This is a genomic window from Mesorhizobium sp. M00.F.Ca.ET.216.01.1.1, assembly GCF_004010325.2.
In the GTDB taxonomy this organism is placed as follows: Bacteria; Pseudomonadota; Alphaproteobacteria; order Rhizobiales; family Rhizobiaceae; genus Mesorhizobium.
In genome coordinates this window covers 86605-105235 of sequence record NZ_SADR02000022.1, presented here as the reverse complement: position 1 = coordinate 105235, position 18631 = coordinate 86605, and the positions used below count along the sequence as shown (strand labels likewise).

Here is an 18631-nt window from a genome sequence, read left to right as displayed (position 1 = left end):
CGCTTCGGCATTGGGGACATTTGCGGTTGGCGGAAGCCTTCATGACTTCGTTATCCCAGGGCGGAGCGAACGCGAAGCGGAGCGCAGACCGTGGGATCCATGCCGTAATGCCAGCCGAAGAATGGAGCGGCGCAAGACGACGAAGCTGAAAAGCTTCGGCCAATCTCGAAGGTTTGAGAGTTTCCTGCCGACAAGCTTCCGACCTGCCAAAATCACTTCACCGAGGCCCTAGAAGAATCCACTGAGGAATGCCGCCGCTTGATCCGAAATGCCGACGATCTTGTTCGTTGCCTGACGATAGAATTTGAAATTGAGCTCGGTCCCGGGCTGGCCGTCATTCCAGTCGGTGAGATGTTTGAGTTGGCTGCGTCCCAGCGGTCGCTTGGCGAGCGCGGTGCGGCTGATGGAGAGGCTCACGCGCGGCGTCTGCCTGACGATGCCGGGCCTCCTGGCGACCGCCTCGGCTGATGTGACGACGCCGCGCGCAATCAGGCCTTGCCCACCCTCGTTCTCGCTCGCGAATATGAAAACCGTGTCGCCTTCGGCAATATGCTTGCCGCCATACATCGTCTTTTGAGCCGTGAACGCGAAGGTTTCCGCAGGCGGATCACTGACCTCGGCTTTGATCGCGAACGCCATGCTGTCCTGCCCTCAAATGAGGATCACCGTCATTTCGCCGCCTGCCCGGGCTCGCCCGGTCTAGCCGACGATGGCGAAGGCTTCCCGGGTCCTGCCTGAAGCGGTCTTGACCGGCTTCTGGCCGATCCATTGCACATGCCGGCCAAGGGTGGCGGCGGCCGATTCGGTATTGCCTTGCCGGAGCGCGCTCAGGATCGCCCGGTGATCCTGATCGGTGCGGATTTCCCATTCCGAGCGCCAGGCCGCGAACAGGAAGCGGGCACTCGCCGCGTGCAGGTCGTCGATGGTGGCGAGAAGACGCGGCATGCCGCAGGGCGCAAGGATCAGCCGGTGGAAGGTGCGGTTGGCTTCCTCCCATGAGCGGACATCGCGGGATTTGTCGCCGGCCTTGGTCGCCTCCTCGGCGAGATCGAGAATGGCCGCCGTCAGATGCGGCGCGGCATGGCGCAGCGCCAGCACTTCGAGCGCCGCCCGCATTTCGGCGACCTCCCTGACCTCGCCGAGATCGAAGGCGGCGACGCGGACGCCACGACGCGGCTCGCCGATCGCCAACCCTTGCGCCTCCAGACGACGGAAGGCCTCGCGTACGGGAACATGGCTGGTGTGGAATTCCTCGGCGATATGATCCTGCCGCAGCCGGGCTCCCGGCTCGATGGCGCCCGATATGATGCGATCCGCCAGCACCTTGCTGATACGGACGGCGATAGTGTCGTCTGTGCCCTTGGATTCTTTTCCGACCATATTTTATAGATAATTTGCGCGGCGGCCAATTGTCGAGACGACCGTTACACGATTTCGCGGCGGGTTCGCGCCGGAAACGTCGTCAGGGCATTCGGCGCCGAGCTTGCCGCTGGCCGGACCTCAGTTCACCCGGCTGATGCAGAAATCGATGACGTCGATCAGCGCCGATTTCTGCGGCGTCGCCTCGAGCGGCGCCAACGCATCGCGGGCGATCTCGCCGAAATGGCGGGCACGCCCGATGGTGTCGGCGATTGCCCCATGGTGCGTCATCAGCCCGATCGCCTTTTCCAGGCCGGCGTCGTCGGCGATATTGTCCTCGATGGCGCGCTTCCAGAAAGTGCGTTCGGCCTTGGTGCCGCGCCGGTAGGCGAGGATCACCGGCAGCGTCACCTTGCCTTCGCGGAAATCGTCGCCGACATTCTTGCCCAGTTCCTTGCTCGAGCCGCCGTAGTCCAGCACATCGTCGATCAGCTGGAAGGCAAGGCCGAGGTTCATGCCGTAGGAGCGCAGCGCGGCGCGATCGTTGCGCGTCGCCAGCGCGATAACCGGACCGACCTCGGCGGCGGCCGAAAACAGCGCCGCGGTCTTGGCCTTGATCACCGCGAAATGCTCGTCCTCGGTGGTTTCCAGGTTCTTGGCTGCGGCAAGCTGCATAACCTCGCCCTCGGCGATGATCGAAGCCGCGCTTGACAGGATGTCTAGTGCCTCCAGCGAACCGACATCGACCATCATGCGAAAGGCCTGGCCGAGCAGGAAATCGCCGACCAGCACGCTTGCCTGGTTGCCCCAGATCATGCGCGCGGTCTTCTTGCCGCGCCGCATGCCGCTCTCGTCGACGACATCGTCGTGGAGGAGGGTGGCCGTGTGCATGAATTCGACTGACGTGGCGAGCTTGACGTGACCCTCGCCGGAATAGCCGAACATCTGCGCGGCGGCGAGCGTCAGCATCGGCCGCAGCCGCTTGCCGCCCGACGAGATCAGGTGGTTGGCGACCTCGGGGATCATCTCGACGTCGGAGCCGGCCTTCGACAGGATCAATTCGTTGACCCGCCCCATGTCGGCCGCCGTCAGATCGATCAGATCCTTGATGGAGGCGGCATCCCGCTTTCCGTTTTCGATGTTGAGAACGACACCCACCACAAACACTCCCGTCCTAATGTCACGCGAACGACGGCACCCCGGTCCCGTTACAACTCTAGGGCGGCACCCACGGGCACGGCAAGAGGCGAATTGGCGCGGAGAGGCTGGCGAGGGGAGCCACCCACGTTTACATCAACGCTGCAACCTGCGAGTTTCATCCGATGATAGAGCTCATCCGCACCAACGACGCCGTGATCATCTCCTTTGTCGAGTCGCTGATGCGCGATGCCGGCATCGGCTGTTTCGTTGCCGATCAGAACATGAGCGTGCTCGACGGTTCGATCGGCATCCTGCCCCGACGCATCATGGTCGACGCCGAGCAGGCCGATGCGGCGCGGCGCATCCTGACCGATGCCGGCATCGCCAACGAAATTCGCCAGAGATAATGTCTGCTTCGCGCGCCGCTCTTGTTCCGGACACGCCGGCCCACACGGTCGATGCCTTCCATCGCGGGCGCTTCTGGCTGGTGCAGCCGAGGCAGGCCGGCCATCGCGCCGGCATGGATGCCATGATGCTGGCAGCCGCCGTGCCGTCCTCCTTCGCCGGTCGCCTCGCCGATTTCGGCGCTGGCGCCGGTGCCGCAGGCCTGGCGGTGCTGTCGCGCTGCCCGGACGCCGAGGCGGTGCTCGTCGAACGCTCCCCGGAAATGGCGGCCTTCGCCGCGACGACACTTGCCCATCCCGGCAATGCGCATCTCGGCAATCGTGCCTCGGTGCTTACCGCCGATGTCACGCTGTCGGGTCGGGCACGAACGGTCGCCGGCCTTGCCGACAAGTCCTTCGATTTCGTCATCATGAACCCGCCCTTCAACGCCGCCGAGGATCGCGCCACGCCCGACCGGCTGAGGAAGGAAGCGCATGTCATGGAGGACGGGCTGCTGGACAGCTGGATCAGAAGCGCTGCCGCGGTGGTCCGGCCGCGCGGCGAGCTCGCCGTGATTGCCCGGCCGGAGCAGCTCAGCGTCCTGCTCGATGCGATATCGGGCCGCTTCGGCGACGCCGAGATGCTTGCCGTCCACCCCCGCCCCGAGGCAGCGGCAATCCGTATCGTCGTCAGGGCAGCGCTCGGGGCACGCGGAAAACTGTCGATCCGCCCTCCACTGCTGCTGCATGCGCAATCGGGCAACGGCCCTTCGGAACGGGCCGAGATGATCAACAACGGGCTGGCATCACTGTTTGGCGACTGATCCCTTTTCCCAGCCGGCGTCGCGGCATTGCCGTTGGCCGGTGAATCCCTACATGCTTTCAAGCTAATGACCGGAGACAGTCCCTCGTGAAACGCTTTTTCAATCGCCTGCTGCCGAAGTCCTTGCGCTCCAGCGTCGTCACCATCCCGGTCATCCGGCTGCACGGCACCATCATGGCCGGCGGCGGCCAGTTGCGTCCGAGCCTGTCGCTGGCGTCAACCGCCGGCCTCATTGAAAAGCTGTTTTCCTTCGATGCCCCCGCCGTCGCCATCTCGATCAATTCGCCGGGCGGCTCACCAGTGCAGTCGCGGCTGATCTTCAGGCGCATCCGCGACCTGGCGGCAGAGAAGAACAGGAAGGTCCTGGTCTTCGTCGAGGACGTGGCGGCCTCGGGCGGCTACATGATAGCGGTCGCCGGCGACGAGATCATTGCCGACCCATCATCCATCGTCGGTTCGATCGGCGTGGTATCGGCTTCGTTCGGTTTTCCCGAGCTGATGAAGAAGATCGGCGTCGAGCGCCGCGTCCACACCGCCGGCCAGAACAAGGCGGTGCTCGACCCGTTCAAGCCCGAGAAGAAGGAAGATGTCGAGCGGCTAAAGGCGCTGCAGCTCGAGGTCCACGAGACCTTCATCGACCTGGTCAAGGAGCGGCGCGGCACGAAGCTCAAGGATGATCCGGACCTGTTCACCGGCCTGTTCTGGACCGCCAAGAAAGGGCTGGAACTCGGCCTTGTCGATGCGCTCGGCGATATGCGCAGCGTGCTGAAAAACCGCTTCGGGGCAAAAACCCAGCTCAAGCTGATCACGGCGCCGCGCGGCCTGTTCGGCCGCTTCGGCCTGTTCGGCTCGAGCAAGGGCTTTTCGGCGCCCGATATCGCCGCTGCTGCCGCCAGCGGCCTGATCGATGCGGCGGAAGAACGCGCATTGTGGGCACGCTTCGGGCTTTGAAAAACTGGTGAAAGCGTTTAGCTTAAGAGCTTGACCGACCCGACCGGCCGCCTTTGCCGGCTTTGCGAGGGAGGAGTTTGACATGCCACAGATCATTTTCTTCATCGCCGTCGGCGTGCTGGCCTATATCGGCTATCGCTCCTTCGTCAGGGAAGCGGAGCGCGTGACGGCCAAGATACGGCGCACCGAAAAGCAGGCGGCCAACGGCACGATGGGCACATTGGTCAAGGACCCGAAGACCGGCGAATACCGTTTGGCCAAGGACTGACCATCATCTCCCTTGCGGCCGACACATTGAATTCCGAGGCCCGGACGCAGCATGCGCATGCCAAGATCAATCTTGCGCTGCATGTCACCGGCAGGCGCGGCGACGGCTACCACACGATCGAAAGCCTGGCGGTGTTCACGCGCTTCGGCGACAGGGTCGAGGTGGAGCTTGCCGACCGCGACGATTTTTCCGTATCGGGCCGGTATGCGTCCGCAGTCCCGCTCGACGGCAGCAACCTGGTGGTGACAGCGCGCGACGCGCTGCGACGGGAAGCCGGTCTCCGACAGACGCCGCCTGTCGCCATCAGGCTCGAAAAGAACCTGCCGGTTGCATCCGGCGTCGGTGGCGGTTCGAGCGACGCTGCAGCCGTGCTCCGTGGCCTGGTCCAGACATGGGAACTTGATATCGACGATGCCGAACTGGCGCGGATCGGCCTTTCACTCGGCGCCGACGTGCCGATGTGCCTCGCGGCCAAGCCGCTGATCGCGCGTGGCATTGGCGACGAGCTGTCGACCGTGCCGGGCTTTCCGGCACTCGGGCTGGTTCTCGTCAATCCCGGCATTGCCGTCTCCACGGCCGAGGTGTTCAACGCGCTTGCCAGTCGCGACAACGAAGGACTGCCGCCATTACCGCGCAGCATCGATTTCCACAGCATCCGCAACTGGCTGGAGACCACGCGCAACGATCTCGAGCCTGCGGCCCGCGCGATCCAGCCTGCCATCGGCAAGGCGCTTTCGGTGTTGAACAAGGCCGGGGCGGGGTTCGCCCGAATGTCGGGTTCCGGCGCGACCTGCTTCGGACTGTTCGAGACCGGCAATGTAGCCAAGCGCGCCGCCGTCGATATCCGCAGCCGCCATCCCGACTGGTTCGTCGCCGCGACGCGAAGCATGACATCGGAGGCGGACCGACATGGCCAGGACTGACGAGAGCCGTCCGTTCATTCCCGTGCGTATCGCGGTACTGACGGTTTCCGACACGCGCAGCCTTGCCGACGACAAATCCGGCCAGACGCTTGCAGACCGGATCGCGGAAGCCGGCCATATCCTGGCCGCACGCGACATCGTCACCGACGACCGGGAAAAGATCCGCGACAAGGTTTTGGGCTGGTCGAAAGATGAAGCGATCGATGTCGTCATCACCACCGGCGGCACCGGCTTCACCGGCCGCGACGTGACACCGGAAGCGCTGGAACCGATCTTCGAAAAGCGCATGGACGGCTTTTCCGAAGTGTTCCACCGCATCTCCTACGCCAAGATCGGCACCTCGACGATCCAGAGCCGGGCGACCGGTGGCGTCGTCAACGCCACCTTCGTCTTCGTGCTGCCGGGCTCGCCCGGCGCCTGCAGGGATGCCTGGGACGGCATCCTGAAGCCGCAGCTCGACTACCGCCACATGCCCTGCAATTTCGTCGAGATCATGCCGCGGCTGGACGAGCATCTGCGGCGCGGCGGCGCCAAGACCGGTTAGACAGGATTGCCTTGCGGGAGAGAGGCTATCGAGCTTCTTAGGGGGCCAAATCAGCGAATGACTGGCTCGCCATGGAAGCGCCGGCGCGAGGGCGGCGAAACGCCGAAGCCGACTTCCATCATCAGCCGCGGCGTGCGCGTCGGCACGGTGCCCATGTGGAACCCGAACGGGTCCTCGACGAAGCCGAGACCGGCCTCGCCGGTCAGCATGACCGGGCTCTGCTCGCCATAGACGTCCAAGACCTCTTCCGCGGGATGGCCGACGAGAAGGGTCAGCTGATGCTTCAGGATACGACGGTTGTGGCTGCCGCGGACATAGACATGCGGACCGGTGCCCTCATCGACCGGCTTGAGATAGAAGAAGAATTTCAGCATCCGCCAGTCGTCGAGGTCGAAATGGTATTTGCCGAGCGAAGCAAGGTTCTTGTCGGCGTCCGAGGCCGCACCGGTCGGAAAGCTCCACCAGACGCGGGTCGTGATCAGCTTTGCCTGGCTGCCGAGATAGTGCGCGGCAATGTCGAGTAGCAGGGGATCACGTTGCACGGCGAGTGCCGCATCGCAGTCGAGGATGCGCTCGAAAAAATGTCCGCTGAGCAACGGACGGCCGAAATGGGCCTCAGCCTGCGCATGCTCCGTCGGCAAGAACTCGAGACGGCGATCGAAATTGCCGAAGCACGACGTGCGCTCGGCGAAACTGGCGATCTCCTCATGGATCGATGCCGGCAGGACAAGCCCGGAAAAAAGCCCATCCAGCCGCAGCGCATCGACAGCGTCCTGACGATCGACGCCGGCAAACATGGTTTCACGGGCTTTCTGTCCCGGCCGAACCGGTTTTGCACCGCGCCAGTGCATCCGCCGTGCCGGCATGGTGCGCGCCAGCATGAACATCGGCAGCCATGCCGGATTCTCGCGAAGGTCCGACAGATAAGTCGGAATGCGCACGGCGATGCGACGCAGCAGGCTGCCGTTTCGCGCGATCGCCTCGAGGCTTGCAGCGCCGGATTTGTCAGGGCTTGGAAGGGTCATCGGGGTCCTCAGATATGAATGCAACACCGGCGAAGAGTCGGTTGCTCACCGCTCCGCCATTACCCAAGCCTAATTTACCCGTATCGCAAGAATGCTAACCGCGCGTCGGATTTTGTGCAATGCACAATAACTGACAAGCTGTAGCAAAATCGCCGAGCTCTTCAAAATACAGCCGAGTGCCTGAACGGCAGGCAAGCGGGCGATATCCGCTGCAGCATCAATTTTATCTGCACGCCGCTCTGGTGCCGCTCTGGTCCGCCCGCCGCTTCGCTCCGCTTAGTGACGGGAGACGGCGAGATCACTTCGTCGGCGCCACCCAGATCTCGGCGTGAAGCCTTTTGGTCGCAAGGCCGCGGGCGAGGGCTTCGGCGCTGCGGGCGTTCTTCGACAAGGCTGTAGCCTGACGCTTGCTGATCACCAGCCCTTCGGCCAGCGCCCGGTTTCCCGAAAAGACCCGCGACAGGAACGGCACGCGGCTGCCGCGCGCCCGCGAGAACCGCGCCGGCATGGTTTGCTTGGCCGTATGGGCGACGACCTCATCGATCCAGCCCTCCGCCAGCCGCGCACCCGGCTCCAGCACAAGCAGCCATTCCCCCTTCGTCTGCCTGATGCCGGCCGTAATGCTGCCCATCACGTAATGGCAGCCGGCATGTTCGGCGACACGGTGCGTCTGGTCGGTAGAGCCGGTGTCGCAGACGACGACATCGCGCACCACGCCCTCGACCGCGCCGCCGACCAGTGAGGCGAGCGTGCGGGCAAGGCCTTCTTCGTCATTCAGGGTTTCAATGAGAACGCTGAGCATCATTAGCCGAATAGCGGAAAGCCGGGCGCAGCGCCAGTTTTGCATCGCACCATAAAAAGTTCTTGCTTTGTTCTCACCGGCAAAATAGGAATAGTTTCATGAACAGAGCGATTCGACAGCCAGCCGACAGTCCGTGGGAGAGGGCGAAAATGGAACAGATCGTGCGTGCCGACATTGCGGCTTTCGGGGCCGGAAGAGCTGAGATGGCGAATGCGATGATCGAGCAGAGCGGCGTCCGCGTCCGCCCGGATCGCAATCGCGGCCGCTCGGCCGGCATCAATCCGTCCGGCCGGTTCGAACCGGTCAGCCGGCATGTGTTCGACGACGGCTGGAATTCGCTGGAGGAACTGCCACCGTTCAAGACCGAGGTGCAGGTCGAGAGGCCGCGCACCATCATCACCCGCAACGAATCGCCCGACATTTCCTTCGACCGCTCGATCAACCCCTATCGCGGCTGCGAGCATGGCTGCGTCTATTGCTTCGCGCGGCCGACGCACAGCTTCATGGGCCTATCGCCGGGGCTGGATTTCGAATCGAAGCTGTTCGCCAAGCCGGATGCGGCGCGGCTGCTCGACAAGGAACTGTCGAAGCCCGGTTATCAGCCGCGTACCATCGCCATCGGCACCAACACCGATCCCTACCAGCCGATCGAGAAGCAGTACCGGATCATGCGCGAGATCCTCGAAGTGCTGGAGGCGCGCGGCCATCCGGTCGGCATCGTCACCAAGTCCGCGCTGGTGGCGCGCGACATCGACATCCTGTCGCGGATGGCCGAACGCGGGCTGGCCAAGGTGGCACTGTCGGTGACGACGCTCGATCGCATGCTGGCCAGAACGATGGAGCCGCGCGCGTCGACGCCGACCAAGCGACTGGAAGCGATCAGGCAGCTTTCGGATGCCGGCATTCCGGCCTCGGTCATGGTCGCGCCGATCATCCCAGGCCTGACCGATCCGGAGATGGAGCGCATCCTCGATTCGGCGCGGGCAGCGGGCGCGCGCGAGGCCGGCTATGTCGTGTTGCGCCTGCCGCTGGAGGTGGCGCCGATCTTCAAGGACTGGCTGTTGCGCCACTATCCGGACCGCTACCGACACGTCATGTCGCTGATCCGCTCGATGCGCGACGGCAAGGATTACGATTCGGAATGGGGCAAGCGCATGAAAGGCTCCGGCCCCTATGCCTGGCAGATCGGCCGGCGCTTCGAGATTGCCGCCAAACGGCTTGGCCTCAACGCCGAGCGGCGGTCACTTCGCACCGACCAGTTCGTAGCCGCTGCGAACGCAACCGAGCAGTTGATGCTACTTTGAAAGGGTGTTCCGTGGCGGCCGGCTGATGCGGCCGGCGCATGAATAAGAATCCCGTCCGGCTGTCCCCGGCCTGCAGACGGTGCCCTCCCGGTCCGGCGCCCCACCCGCCCCGGAGGGACTTGCGGAGAATCGGAACCGATGCGAACCTCGCCGCAACATGGCTCGCGCGCGTTCTGATTCTCCGCCTCTCTTCGAAATCGTCGAGAAACCCGATTTCTCCTTCGAGACGAAGGCGATGGCCGAAGGCCTGTGGCCAGTGGCGGGGATGGACGAGGCCGGCCGCGGGCCGCTCGCCGGGCCGGTCGTCGCGGCGGCGGTGGTGCTCGATCCCGCCAACATTCCTGAAGGCCTCGACGATTCCAAGCGCCTCACCCACCTGCAGCGCGAGGCGCTGTTCTTCAAAATCCTCGGGTCGGCCTTCGGCGTGTCGATGGCTTCGATCAGCGCCGAGGGCATCGACGGCAGCAATATCCTCAAGGCCAGCCTCGAGGCGATGCGTCGCGCCCTGGTCGGCCTGTCGGTGCAGCCGAAGCTGGCGCTGGCTGACGGCCGCGACGTGCCGCCGGGGCTGCCCTGCGCCGGGCGTGCGCTGATCAGGGGCGACCAACGGTCGCAGTCGATCGCCGCAGCCTCGATCGTCGCCAAGGTGATGCGTGATCGCATGATGTGCGGCTGCGGCAGCCACCACGACCGTTACGGCTTCGAGATGCATATGGGCTATGCCACGGTTCGCCATCGTACGGCGATCGAGGCCCACGGGCCGGTGGCGCGCCTGCACCGCGCCTCCTTTGCGCCGTTCAGGCTTGGCGGCACCGAAGTGCTGGACGAGGAAGAGCTGGAACTCGAGAATCCTTTGCTCTGAAACGCCCAATCCGGCCGCGTCGCGGGCCAGCGTTGCTACCCGAGAAATCAGAGCCTTGCCTGCAAAAAAGCCGCCAGGTTTCCGGGCGGCTTTTTCGATGATTGGCTCAGTAGAACCGTCGGCTCAATTGAGCTTGGACTTCACGTCCTGAAGCGAGGCCTTGAACAGGTCGGCGCTGGCCTTGGCGTCGATCTTGCCGGCAAGCAGCGCGCGCGCGGCTTCAACGGCGATGTCGACGGCGCTGGCGCGCACTTCACCGATCGCCTCGCGCTCGGCCTGGCCGATCTTCAACTCGGCTAGTGCGGTGCGCCGGGCAACATAGTCCTCGGTCTTCTTGTGCGCCTCGGCGGCAAGCAGATCGGCTTCGCGCTTGGCGGCAGCGACGATAGCGGCGGCCTCCTGCTCGGCTTCCTTGCGCTTGCGCTGGTATTGGCCGAGCAACTGCTGGGCCTCCTCGCGCAGCCGGCGGGCTTCCTCAAGCTCATCGCTGATCTTGGCGGCGCGGGCGTCGAGCGCCTTGGCGATCAGCCGCGGCACCTTGATGTAGACGGCAATGGCCAGGAAAATGACGAGGGCAACCGTGGCCCAAAGCGTTGCGAGAGATGTGGCGTCCATGATGCGCTCCTCACCGGGCCACGGATTTGACCGCGGCCGCGATCTCGGCCTTGTTGGCCTTGCCGCCGACAAGCGCCTCGACAATGGCCGAAGCAGTATCCTCGGCAATCGTGCCGACTTCCTTCATGGCGCTGGCCTTGATGGAAGAAATGCGCGCCTCGGCCTCGCCAAGCTTCTGGTCGAGCTCAGCCTCGACCTTCTTGCGGGCAGCCTCGGCCTCCGCCTTGGCGGCGTCATTGGCCTGCTGGCCGATCGTATTGGCCCTGGCCTTGGCTTCCACCAATTCCTGCTCATAGGCGGCAACGGCGGCGTCAGCCTCTTTTTTTAACCGGTCGGCATGATCGAGATCCTGCGTGATACGATCGTTGCGGACATCGATGATGCCACCAACGCGCGGCATCACCACCCGCTTCAGGAACAGGTAGAACAGCCCGAAGGTGATCGCCAGCCACAGAAGCTGCGACGGGAAGGTCGCCGGATCGAATGGCGGGAAGGCGCCGTGCGCCTCGGCAGGGGCGCTGGTGCCGGAATGCGTTTGCCCTTCCGTGCCGGCGCCTTCGACGGCGGGCGCGGACTCTTGTGCAAAGGCAGATGTCACGAACATGGACTATCCCCGAAATTCAGGCCTGCCGCGGGATCGCGGCCGGCCTGTGCAATTCTTTCCCAATGGCCAGCCGAACGGGGGCTTGGCCGAGCAGGGAGCTTAGCCGAACAGGGCCAGTAGCGCGATGAGAAGGGAGAAGATGCCCAGCGCTTCGGTGACGGCGAAGCCGAAAATCAGGCGGCCGAACTGGCCATCCGCGGCCGACGGGTTGCGCAGTGCGCCCGCCAGGTAGCTACCGAAGATGTTGCCGAGACCAATGCCCGCGCCACCCATGCCCAGGCAAGCGATGCCGGCACCGATGAACTTTGCTGCTTCTGCGTCCATTTATTCAACTCCTTTGGATCTAAAAATTCCGTTGCTATTCCATCCGGCGGCAATGCCGGAAACTCTTGGTCAGTGCCCTGGGTCAGTGCCCCGGATGCAGCGCGTCGTTCAGGTACATGCAGGTCAGAACGGCAAAGACGTAGGCCTGCAGGAAGGCGACCAGCAGTTCAAGCGCCGTCAGCGCCACCGCCATGGCCAGCGGCAGGATCGAGCCCGCGACGCCGACCGCGCCGAGCGCGCTCAGGCTGACGACAAATCCCGAGAACACCTTCAGCGTGATGTGACCGGCCAGCATGTTGGCAAACAGACGAACCGAGAGGCTGACCGGGCGCGATACGAAGGAAATCACCTCGATCAGCACCACCAGCGGCAGCAGGAAGACAGGAACGCCATGCGGCACGAACAGCTTCAGGAAGCCGACGCCGTGTTTCATGAAACCGTAAACGATGACGGTTCCAATCACCAGCGCGGCGAGGCCAAAGGTGACGATGATGTGGCTGGTGACGGTGAAGAAATAAGGAAACAGGCCGAGCAGGTTGGCGACCAGCACGAACATGAACAGCGAAAACACGAAGGGGAAGAATTTCAACCCTTGCGTTCCGGCTGCGTCCCTCAACATGTTGCTGACGAACTCGTAGGCCATTTCCGAAACCGACTGCAGGCGGCCGGGAACGAGGCTGCGGCTCGAGGTGGTGAGATAGAGGAACGCCGATGCGACAGCCACGGTGGCGACCATGAACAGCGCAGAATTGGTGAAGGACAGATCATAGCCGCCGATGTTGATCGGAATCAGCTTGACGATATGGAACTGGTGGATCGGATCGACCTTGTCAGCAGCCACTGTACATCCCCATCAAAGCCGCGTGCGGCCTTAGTGTCCTGTTCGTTGCGCCTGTAACAGCGCCTCGGTTCATTCCTTCGGATCGCGCGGTTTGTCGCCCTGTCCGAAATCAGCCACAAGCCCCGCCGAACGCAGGACATTGAGCACGCCGGCGACAAAACCCAGCAGCAGGCCCACGATCAGACCCCACGGCGAGGTTCCCGCCACACGATCCAAAAACCAGCCCAGGGCCACGCCCACCACTATCCCGGCGATAAACTCGCTGGATAGCTTGAGGGCCTGGCCATAACCGGCCGCACTGCCCGCTTTCGCGTCGTCTTTCCCCTCGAGCCGGTCCGGCCGCCTTGTCGCAAGCGATGCCTCAAGGTCGCGCCGGCGGCGCTCAAGATCGTCGTCGCGGATGTCGGCTTGGCGCTGCTTGCCGCGGCCGGTTTCTCCGGTTCCGTCTGGCCCGTTCTTGTCGGCCATCGTAACCCCCCTGCCCGGTCAGACCGTCACCGTCCGTCCGCTTCTGAAGTCGCCGGCAACATAGTTAGAGGGTCCGCGCCCGTCAAGCCACGGACGGAACTTCAAACCTATGTATTTTTTCAAATAGAATCAATAAGTTGGCAAGGTGCGACATCGTGCCCGGCACGGCTGCATCGGCGCACGGCCCGAATCCGTCCGGCGACGGGTCTTCGATCTGCAGCTATCGGAGCCTTTCCGTCTGGGACTGAACGCTTCTGGCGGAGTGCTCAGCTCCAGCCGCCGCCATAGGTGCGGTAGAAGATATGCAGGCCGATCCTGGTCATCTTCTGCATCGTCCGCGCCCAACCCGGATGGACATAGTTGGCGTAATAATGGGTCGACGAGCCGACTTCCGGAATGAAGATCTTGCCGGCAGTGACCGCCATGGCGACATCCTGGGCGGTCTTGTAGGCGGCGGGATTGTCGATGCGCTTCTTCCTGCCGTCGCAAGCAAAGGAGAACTGGCAGCGGTTGAACCAGTTGTCGTTCTGATAGACGACGCCGCAGATCGACTTCGGATAGGCCGGATTGCGGACACGGTTGAGGATGACCTGGGCAACGGCAGCCTGGCCGCGCACGGATTCGCCGCGCGCCTCGAAATAGATGCCCTTGGCAAGGCATACCTGCTCGGGTTCCGAGAAGACACTCGCCGGCAGCGGGTTCTGGACCCACGAGTGATCGCCCTTGCCCATCGGCGGAATGAAGCGGCCGCTGTTCGGCTGTTCGTCCTGCAGCAGGGCCTCGAAGGGCGAGGCCTGGGCATAGTCGGGTTCGGCCTGGGCATAGGCGGTGGCCAGCACGTCGGGGTGGTCGTTGTTGACCAGCGAGGCCAGCATGGCCGGCACTCCGGGATCCGGCTCCTTGTCCTCACGGATGTGAAAGGCCTGGGCGATCTGGATCTCCTTGCCTTTGATCTCGGGCTTGGCGAAGGCCAGTCTCAGCCCGCTGTCCATGCTAGGGCGAAGCAGCGAGGAGGTGCGCTCGAAGATCGAGCCGGCGTTGAAGTTCTTCGGCGGCGCCACCGGCGAGATGTGGATGATGCGGCCCTTCTTGTCGGCACGCATGATGCGGTTCTCGTCTGGCGTGCTGCCCGCGACATTGCCCTTGCCGCGAAACGACACTGCGCCGATGCCGGGCAGACGAACGCCGGAGCCGGAGATCGAGCCGGTGGCCATGGTATCGATGAAAGGCATTTCGGCGGCATGGACCGAACCGGCGACGGATTTCTCGACATAGGCGTTCCAGCGGGCGTTCGGCGCCTCGAGGCCGGAGACCAGGCTGGCCATGTCCTGGTAGGCAACGACCGAGGGAAAGCCGACCCAGATGCACAGACCGATAATGAGCGGAGACAGGAAGCGTTTTTTCTCACCGGCGGCGGCGACAAGCCGCGTCAAAACACGTCGATGCACGGAACTCTCCAGAAACGCAACGGACCCCACTGGAGAGGCACAATGATGCATTAACCTTGATGGGGCGTTAACGGGTTCGATCGTGTTTTTTTAATGTTGATCTGGAAGTCAGGTGCTTTTTCGTTCCGAACAAGCCGCAGAAAATCAGGCAGGTCGAAGAAAGATCGGCCAGGCTATCAGCGCGCAAATAGAAGCAGCCAGCCAGACGCCCGTCCACGACCAGAGGACGAGAAGCCCCGGAATGGCGATTGGCACCAGGAAGAACGCGACGAAGACGAAGCTGTTGGCAAGGCCGAGCGCCGTTCCGGCGTGGCTTGCGCCGGCAAGCGTGGCAAGTTCGGTGTAGGCGACACCGTGCCAGGAAGAAACACAGACGCCGGCAACAACCAGAACCACGGGGATGGCCGGCGAGAGCATCGGCGCGGGCATGATGGCGGATGCCAGGACGAGCGCCGCGAGAACCGTGAAAGCAGCCACGCTGAGGAGGCTGCAAAGGCGCAGGAACGACCGGCGGTTGCCGCGACGGTCGGTGAAGCGGCCACTCCAGACGCGCATCACCATGGCGCCGACCTGCACCGCGGCCAGGCTGGCGCTGATCACTGTCGTTCCCATGCCGCCAAAATCGTGCAGGAAGACGGAAGCGAAGGTGAGCACCGCCACTTGCGGGAAGCAGAGCACGCCGATGGCCGTTGCGATGCGCCAGACGTCGAGATTGCGCAATGGTGCCGGGCCGGCCGGCGCTGCCGTGACGGCGTGGTCAGCATCTTCATGAGCCGGCGGCTGGTGCAGCCAGCGCCAGGCGAAAAACGTCGAAACCGCGGACGCCGCAGCCAGAAAGCCGAAGACCGCCGCAAAGCCATACGCGGAAGCAAGCGACGGCAAGGTGAGAGCGCCGAGCCCGCCGCCGAGAGGCACCGCCGTCTGCCTGATGCTCATGGCAAAGCCGCGCTCGCCCTCGCGGAACCAGGCCATGATGGCGCGCCCGCTTGAGCCGTTGACGCTGCCGCCGAGCAATCCGGTGACAAGCAGGCTTGCAGCCAGGAGCATGACACCCGGCACATATGCCGATGTGGGGACGACGAGAAGGGTCATGAGAAGCAGCCATGCCGCAGTCGCGCCGAGCCCGGTCAAAAGCACGCGGCGATCGCCCCAGCGATCGGTCAACAATCCCCACGGCAGTTCGCTCAGCGCAACACCCAACCCCAGAAAGCCCAGAACCAGGCCTAGCTCGCCATTGCCGAGATGATAGCCGGAGCGCATGAACACCGCCGTCGTCGGGATGCCGGAGAAGGTCGCGGAAAAGCAGGCATTGGCGGCGACGGCGATGCCCAGCACCTTCCAGCGATGATTGGCGCGACGTGCCGGCGCACCAGCTGGAGCGGCGGTGATGCCCGGTTTGCAATTCAGGTCGGTAGCGGCAGCTGACATTCCTCGATTCCTTGGAGACTCGATTCCTTGGAGCGACCGGCTGTGTCCGGCCTTGACGCGTTATCTCTACCGCCGTAGCTTTGTCCTGAATATCGGGAAGTTCTGGATGTAATGTTCCAAAAATTGGGATTATTGCCATGCGACGCGTTACCTTCGACCTCGACGTTCTCAGAAGCTTCGTCACCGGCATGGAGCTGGGCAGCTTCGCCAAGGCCGCCGACCGGCTCGGCCGCTCGACCTCGGCGATCAGCGCGCAGTTGAAGAAGCTGGAGGAGCAGGCGGCGACGCCGATCTTCCGCAAATCGGGGCGCGGCCTGGCGCTGACGGAAGCCGGCGAAACCATGCTCGGCTATGCGCGCCGGCTGATCGAGCTCAATGACGAGGCCGCGTCCGCCATCCATGACGTGGAGCTGGAAGGCTGGGTACGGCTCGGCCTGCAGGAGGATTTCGGCGAGGCGGTGCTGCCGGAGGTGCTCGGGCGCTTCGCCCGTGCCCACCCCAAGGTCAAGATCGAAGCCAGGATCGCGCGCAGTTACGAACTCGCCGAACGGATCACGTCAGGCAGCCTCGACATCGCGCTCGCCTGGCACAATGGAGAGAAGCTGCCCTACAGCCAGCCTGTCGCCGATGTCCAGATGCGCTGGATCGGTCCGGCAAAACCGATCGGGACCGGCCTGCGCGATGGCGAGGCGCTGCCGCTGGTGGCGCTGGAAGCGCCTTGCCTGCTGCGCACCGCGGCGACGGAAGCACTCGACCGCGCCGGCTTGTCGTGGCGGATGGCTTTCTCCAGCCCGAGCCTTAGCGGCATCTGGGCAGCGGTCGCTGCCGGGCTCGGACTGACGATCCGCACCGACATCGGCCTGCCGGCCAATGTCAGGGTGATGGAGCCGGAGGTTCTGGGGCTGCCTGCCTTGCCTGGGATGGCGCTGTTCCTGCACCGCAAGGAGGCCGAGCTCGACCCTGTGGCGGAGCGCCTCGCCGACATCCTGCTGCAGGCGGCGCTGGAATCGCTGCCCGAAAGTGCGCAGATGCATAGCGGTTTGCGAAGCGCGGCTTGACGCCAAAAAAGGCCGGAAGCGCGGCGGCGCTCAGTGGCGTTTCTTCGCCCTGCTGGCGAACGGGTTCTCCGAGGCGCGCAGAGCGATGCGTATCGGCACGCCGGGCATGTCGAAGGCCTCGCGCAGGCTGTTCGAGAGATAGCGGACATAGGATTGCGGCATCGCGTCGGGCCGCGAGCACGAGACGACGAAGCCCGGCGGGCGCGTCTTGGCCTGCGTGACATATTTGATCTTCAGCCGGCGCCCGGCGACGGCGGGCGGCGGGTGATGCGCCAGGATGCCTTCCAGCCAGCGGTTGAGCTTGCCGGTCGAGACGCGACTGTTCCACACCCGGTGCGTCCTGATGACGGCGTCCATCAGCTTGTCGAGGCCGCGCCCGGTCTCGGCCGAGACCGGCACCGCCTGGATACCGCGGGCCTGCGGCAGCAGCCGCTCGGTCTTCTCGCGCAGTTCCGCCAGAAGCTCCTGCGGGTTGTCGATCAGGTCCCATTTGTTGAAGGCGATCACCGGTGCGCGACCCTCGCGGATGATCAGGTCGGCAATCTGCAGATCCTGCTTCTCGAAAGGGATGGTGGCGTCGAGCACGATGATGACGATTTCGGCAAAGCGGACGGCGCGCAAGCCATCCTGCACCGACATCACCTCAAGCTTTTCGTGAATCCTGGCCTTGCGGCGCATGCCGGCGGTGTCGAACAGTTTCAGGCGACGGCCGTGCCAATCCCAGTCGACGGAGATGGAATCGCGGGTGATGCCGGCCTCCGGCCCGGTCAAGAGCCGCTCCTCGCCGATCAGCGCGTTGATCAGCGTCGACTTGCCGGAATTCGGACGGCCGACGACGGCGATGCGCATCGGCTTGGTGTCGTCATAGCTCGGCTCGGCATCCGGGTCGGTGATATCCTCGCCGATCAGCACTTCGCTGGCGGCGATCTCTTCCTCGCCGCCCTCTTCCTCGCCGAAGGCGCGCGCCTCCCCCAGCGCCGCGATCACCGCGTCGCGCAGGTCGGGGATGCCCTGGCCATGTTCGGCTGAAACCGGGATCGGCTCGCCAAGGCCGAGTTCCCAGGCCTCCAGCATGCCGCCTTGGGCGCCTCGCGCCTCGGCCTTGTTGGCGACGACGACAACCGGCTTACCGGACTTGCGCACGATCTCGGCGAAGGTCTTGTCGTCAGGCATCAGGCCGGACTTGGCATCGATGGTAAAGAAGATCAGGTCGGCCTCGCGGATGGCGATCTCGGTCTGCGCACGCATGCGGCCCGGCAGCGTCGCGGCAGCAGCATCCTCGAAGCCGGCGGTGTCGATGACGTCGAAATTGAGGTCGTAGAGCTTGGCGGCGTGAACGCGACGGTCGCGGGTAACGCCCGGCGTGTCGTCGACAAGCGCCAGCTTCCTTCCCACAAGCCGATTGAAAAGGGTCGATTTGCCGACGTTAGGCCGGCCGATGATGGCGACTTTGAAGCTCAT

Annotated in this window: 22 protein-coding genes; 9 read left to right on the top strand and 13 right to left on the bottom strand. The window is 64.1% G+C overall.

What is annotated here, in order from left to right; translation table 11 throughout:
* Window positions 1-228: 228 nt before the first annotated feature.
* The 3 genes from EN859_RS25605 to EN859_RS25595 form a co-directional block, all read right to left on the bottom strand.
* Window positions 229-639: a hypothetical protein gene (locus tag EN859_RS25605; protein ID WP_127855273.1), complete on the bottom strand. Its 411-nt coding sequence runs from the start codon at window positions 637-639 to the stop codon at window positions 229-231.
* Between the two features lie 60 nt (window positions 640-699).
* Window positions 700-1380: a GntR family transcriptional regulator gene (locus EN859_RS25600; RefSeq protein ID WP_127855274.1), complete on the bottom strand. Its 681-nt coding sequence runs from the start codon at window positions 1378-1380 to the stop codon at window positions 700-702.
* A 120-nt stretch (window positions 1381-1500) separates the two neighbouring features.
* Complete coding sequence (locus EN859_RS25595) at window positions 1501-2517, bottom strand: polyprenyl synthetase family protein (RefSeq protein WP_127855275.1); 1017 nt, start codon at window positions 2515-2517, stop codon at window positions 1501-1503.
* Between the two features lie 164 nt (window positions 2518-2681).
* Between EN859_RS25595 and EN859_RS25590 the strand changes: the two genes are divergently transcribed.
* The 6 genes from EN859_RS25590 (at window position 2682) to moaB (ending at window position 6391) form a co-directional block, all read left to right on the top strand.
* Window positions 2682-2906: a DUF2007 domain-containing protein gene (locus tag EN859_RS25590; RefSeq protein ID WP_127855276.1), complete on the top strand. Its 225-nt coding sequence runs from the start codon at window positions 2682-2684 to the stop codon at window positions 2904-2906.
* Window positions 2906-3706 (top strand): methyltransferase, encoded by an 801-nt coding sequence (locus EN859_RS25585; RefSeq protein ID WP_127855277.1) that lies wholly within the window; start codon window positions 2906-2908, stop codon window positions 3704-3706. Before EN859_RS25590 ends, EN859_RS25585 begins: the two co-directional genes overlap by 1 nt.
* Window positions 3707-3792: 86 nt before the next feature.
* Entirely contained in the window at window positions 3793-4656 is an 864-nt protein-coding gene (locus tag EN859_RS25580; RefSeq protein WP_127855278.1) for a S49 family peptidase, read from the top strand.
* Between the two features lie 82 nt (window positions 4657-4738).
* Window positions 4739-4924 carry a hypothetical protein gene (locus EN859_RS25575; protein ID WP_127855279.1) on the top strand — a complete coding sequence of 62 codons (186 nt, stop codon included), beginning with the start codon at window positions 4739-4741 and terminating at the stop codon, window positions 4922-4924.
* 26 nt (window positions 4925-4950) lie between these two features.
* The gene (locus tag EN859_RS25570) at window positions 4951-5847 is read left to right on the top strand and encodes a 4-(cytidine 5'-diphospho)-2-C-methyl-D-erythritol kinase (protein ID WP_189502235.1); all 897 of its coding nucleotides are present in this window, start codon (window positions 4951-4953) and stop codon (window positions 5845-5847) included.
* Window positions 5834-6391, top strand: coding sequence for a molybdenum cofactor biosynthesis protein B (gene moaB / locus EN859_RS25565; RefSeq protein ID WP_127855281.1), 558 nt, complete (start codon window positions 5834-5836; stop codon window positions 6389-6391). The genes EN859_RS25570 and moaB overlap by 14 nt, the downstream gene beginning before the upstream one ends.
* Window positions 6392-6441: 50 nt before the next feature.
* Here moaB and EN859_RS25560 read toward each other — a convergent pair whose 3' ends face one another.
* Both EN859_RS25560 and EN859_RS25555 read right to left on the bottom strand, forming a co-directional pair.
* The gene (locus tag EN859_RS25560) at window positions 6442-7416 is read right to left on the bottom strand and encodes a hypothetical protein (RefSeq protein WP_127855282.1); all 975 of its coding nucleotides are present in this window, start codon (window positions 7414-7416) and stop codon (window positions 6442-6444) included.
* Window positions 7417-7714: 298 nt separating this feature from the next.
* Window positions 7715-8218, bottom strand: coding sequence for a glycosyltransferase (locus EN859_RS25555; protein ID WP_127855365.1), 504 nt, complete (start codon window positions 8216-8218; stop codon window positions 7715-7717).
* Window positions 8219-8367: 149 nt separating this feature from the next.
* On the opposite strand from EN859_RS25555, the gene EN859_RS25550 reads away from it, so the two are divergent.
* Together EN859_RS25550 and EN859_RS25545 are read left to right on the top strand one after the other, a co-directional pair.
* On the top strand, window positions 8368-9522 hold the full coding sequence (locus tag EN859_RS25550; protein WP_127855283.1) for a PA0069 family radical SAM protein: 1155 nt from the start codon (window positions 8368-8370) through the stop codon (window positions 9520-9522).
* A gap of 157 nt (window positions 9523-9679) precedes the next feature.
* Window positions 9680-10384, top strand: a complete 705-nt coding sequence (locus EN859_RS25545; RefSeq protein WP_127855284.1) for a ribonuclease HII — start codon at window positions 9680-9682, stop codon at window positions 10382-10384.
* Window positions 10385-10507: 123 nt separating this feature from the next.
* Here the strand turns inward: EN859_RS25545 and EN859_RS25540 are convergent, their stop codons facing one another.
* The 7 genes from EN859_RS25540 to EN859_RS25510 all read right to left on the bottom strand — a co-directional run bounded on the left by EN859_RS25540 (window position 10508) and on the right by EN859_RS25510 (window position 16112).
* A complete protein-coding gene (locus EN859_RS25540; RefSeq protein ID WP_127855285.1) occupies window positions 10508-10999 on the bottom strand; it encodes a F0F1 ATP synthase subunit B in 492 nt (163 codons plus the stop codon).
* 10 nt (window positions 11000-11009) lie between these two features.
* Complete coding sequence (locus tag EN859_RS25535; RefSeq protein ID WP_127855286.1) at window positions 11010-11603, bottom strand: F0F1 ATP synthase subunit B; 594 nt, start codon at window positions 11601-11603, stop codon at window positions 11010-11012.
* 99 nt (window positions 11604-11702) lie between these two features.
* Entirely contained in the window at window positions 11703-11927 is a 225-nt protein-coding gene (locus EN859_RS25530) for a F0F1 ATP synthase subunit C (RefSeq protein ID WP_127855287.1), read from the bottom strand.
* 82 nt (window positions 11928-12009) lie between these two features.
* Window positions 12010-12768, bottom strand: coding sequence for a F0F1 ATP synthase subunit A (locus EN859_RS25525; protein ID WP_127855288.1), 759 nt, complete (start codon window positions 12766-12768; stop codon window positions 12010-12012).
* Window positions 12769-12837: 69 nt separating this feature from the next.
* Window positions 12838-13236: an AtpZ/AtpI family protein gene (locus EN859_RS25520; RefSeq protein WP_127855289.1), complete on the bottom strand. Its 399-nt coding sequence runs from the start codon at window positions 13234-13236 to the stop codon at window positions 12838-12840.
* Window positions 13237-13502: 266 nt separating this feature from the next.
* Window positions 13503-14684, bottom strand: a complete 1182-nt coding sequence (locus EN859_RS25515; protein ID WP_127855290.1) for a cell wall hydrolase — start codon at window positions 14682-14684, stop codon at window positions 13503-13505.
* 144 nt (window positions 14685-14828) lie between these two features.
* Window positions 14829-16112 carry an MFS transporter gene (locus EN859_RS25510; RefSeq protein ID WP_127855291.1) on the bottom strand — a complete coding sequence of 428 codons (1284 nt, stop codon included), beginning with the start codon at window positions 16110-16112 and terminating at the stop codon, window positions 14829-14831.
* A 137-nt stretch (window positions 16113-16249) separates the two neighbouring features.
* Between EN859_RS25510 and EN859_RS25505 the strand changes: the two genes are divergently transcribed.
* Window positions 16250-17170, top strand: coding sequence for a LysR substrate-binding domain-containing protein (locus EN859_RS25505; RefSeq protein WP_127855292.1), 921 nt, complete (start codon window positions 16250-16252; stop codon window positions 17168-17170).
* Window positions 17171-17200: 30 nt separating this feature from the next.
* Here the strand turns inward: EN859_RS25505 and der are convergent, their stop codons facing one another.
* Window positions 17201-18631: a ribosome biogenesis GTPase Der gene (der, locus tag EN859_RS25500; protein ID WP_127855293.1), complete on the bottom strand. Its 1431-nt coding sequence runs from the start codon at window positions 18629-18631 to the stop codon at window positions 17201-17203.

Bases quoted from the DNA above. Each gene is read 5' to 3' on its own strand.
- EN859_RS25605 (WP_127855273.1), bottom strand. From the start codon at position 639: ATGGCGTTCGCGATCAAAGCCGAGGTCAGTGATCCGCCTGCGGAAACC.
- EN859_RS25600 (WP_127855274.1), bottom strand. From the start codon at position 1,380: ATGGTCGGAAAAGAATCCAAGGGCACAGACGACACTATCGCCGTCCGT.
- EN859_RS25590 (WP_127855276.1), top strand. From the start codon at position 2,682: ATGATAGAGCTCATCCGCACCAACGACGCCGTGATCATCTCCTTTGTC.
- EN859_RS25585 (WP_127855277.1), top strand. From the start codon at position 2,906: ATGTCTGCTTCGCGCGCCGCTCTTGTTCCGGACACGCCGGCCCACACG.
- EN859_RS25575 (WP_127855279.1), top strand. From the start codon at position 4,739: ATGCCACAGATCATTTTCTTCATCGCCGTCGGCGTGCTGGCCTATATC.
- moaB (WP_127855281.1), top strand. From the start codon at position 5,834: ATGGCCAGGACTGACGAGAGCCGTCCGTTCATTCCCGTGCGTATCGCG.
- EN859_RS25560 (WP_127855282.1), bottom strand. From the start codon at position 7,416: ATGACCCTTCCAAGCCCTGACAAATCCGGCGCTGCAAGCCTCGAGGCG.
- EN859_RS25555 (WP_127855365.1), bottom strand. From the start codon at position 8,218: ATGCTCAGCGTTCTCATTGAAACCCTGAATGACGAAGAAGGCCTTGCC.
- EN859_RS25550 (WP_127855283.1), top strand. From the start codon at position 8,368: ATGGAACAGATCGTGCGTGCCGACATTGCGGCTTTCGGGGCCGGAAGA.
- EN859_RS25545 (WP_127855284.1), top strand. From the start codon at position 9,680: ATGGCTCGCGCGCGTTCTGATTCTCCGCCTCTCTTCGAAATCGTCGAG.
- EN859_RS25540 (WP_127855285.1), bottom strand. From the start codon at position 10,999: ATGGACGCCACATCTCTCGCAACGCTTTGGGCCACGGTTGCCCTCGTC.
- EN859_RS25535 (WP_127855286.1), bottom strand. From the start codon at position 11,603: ATGTTCGTGACATCTGCCTTTGCACAAGAGTCCGCGCCCGCCGTCGAA.
- EN859_RS25530 (WP_127855287.1), bottom strand. From the start codon at position 11,927: ATGGACGCAGAAGCAGCAAAGTTCATCGGTGCCGGCATCGCTTGCCTG.
- EN859_RS25520 (WP_127855289.1), bottom strand. From the start codon at position 13,236: ATGGCCGACAAGAACGGGCCAGACGGAACCGGAGAAACCGGCCGCGGC.
- EN859_RS25510 (WP_127855291.1), bottom strand. From the start codon at position 16,112: ATGTCAGCTGCCGCTACCGACCTGAATTGCAAACCGGGCATCACCGCC.
- EN859_RS25505 (WP_127855292.1), top strand. From the start codon at position 16,250: ATGCGACGCGTTACCTTCGACCTCGACGTTCTCAGAAGCTTCGTCACC.
- der (WP_127855293.1), bottom strand. From the start codon at position 18,631: ATGAGCTTCAAAGTCGCCATCATCGGCCGGCCTAACGTCGGCAAATCG.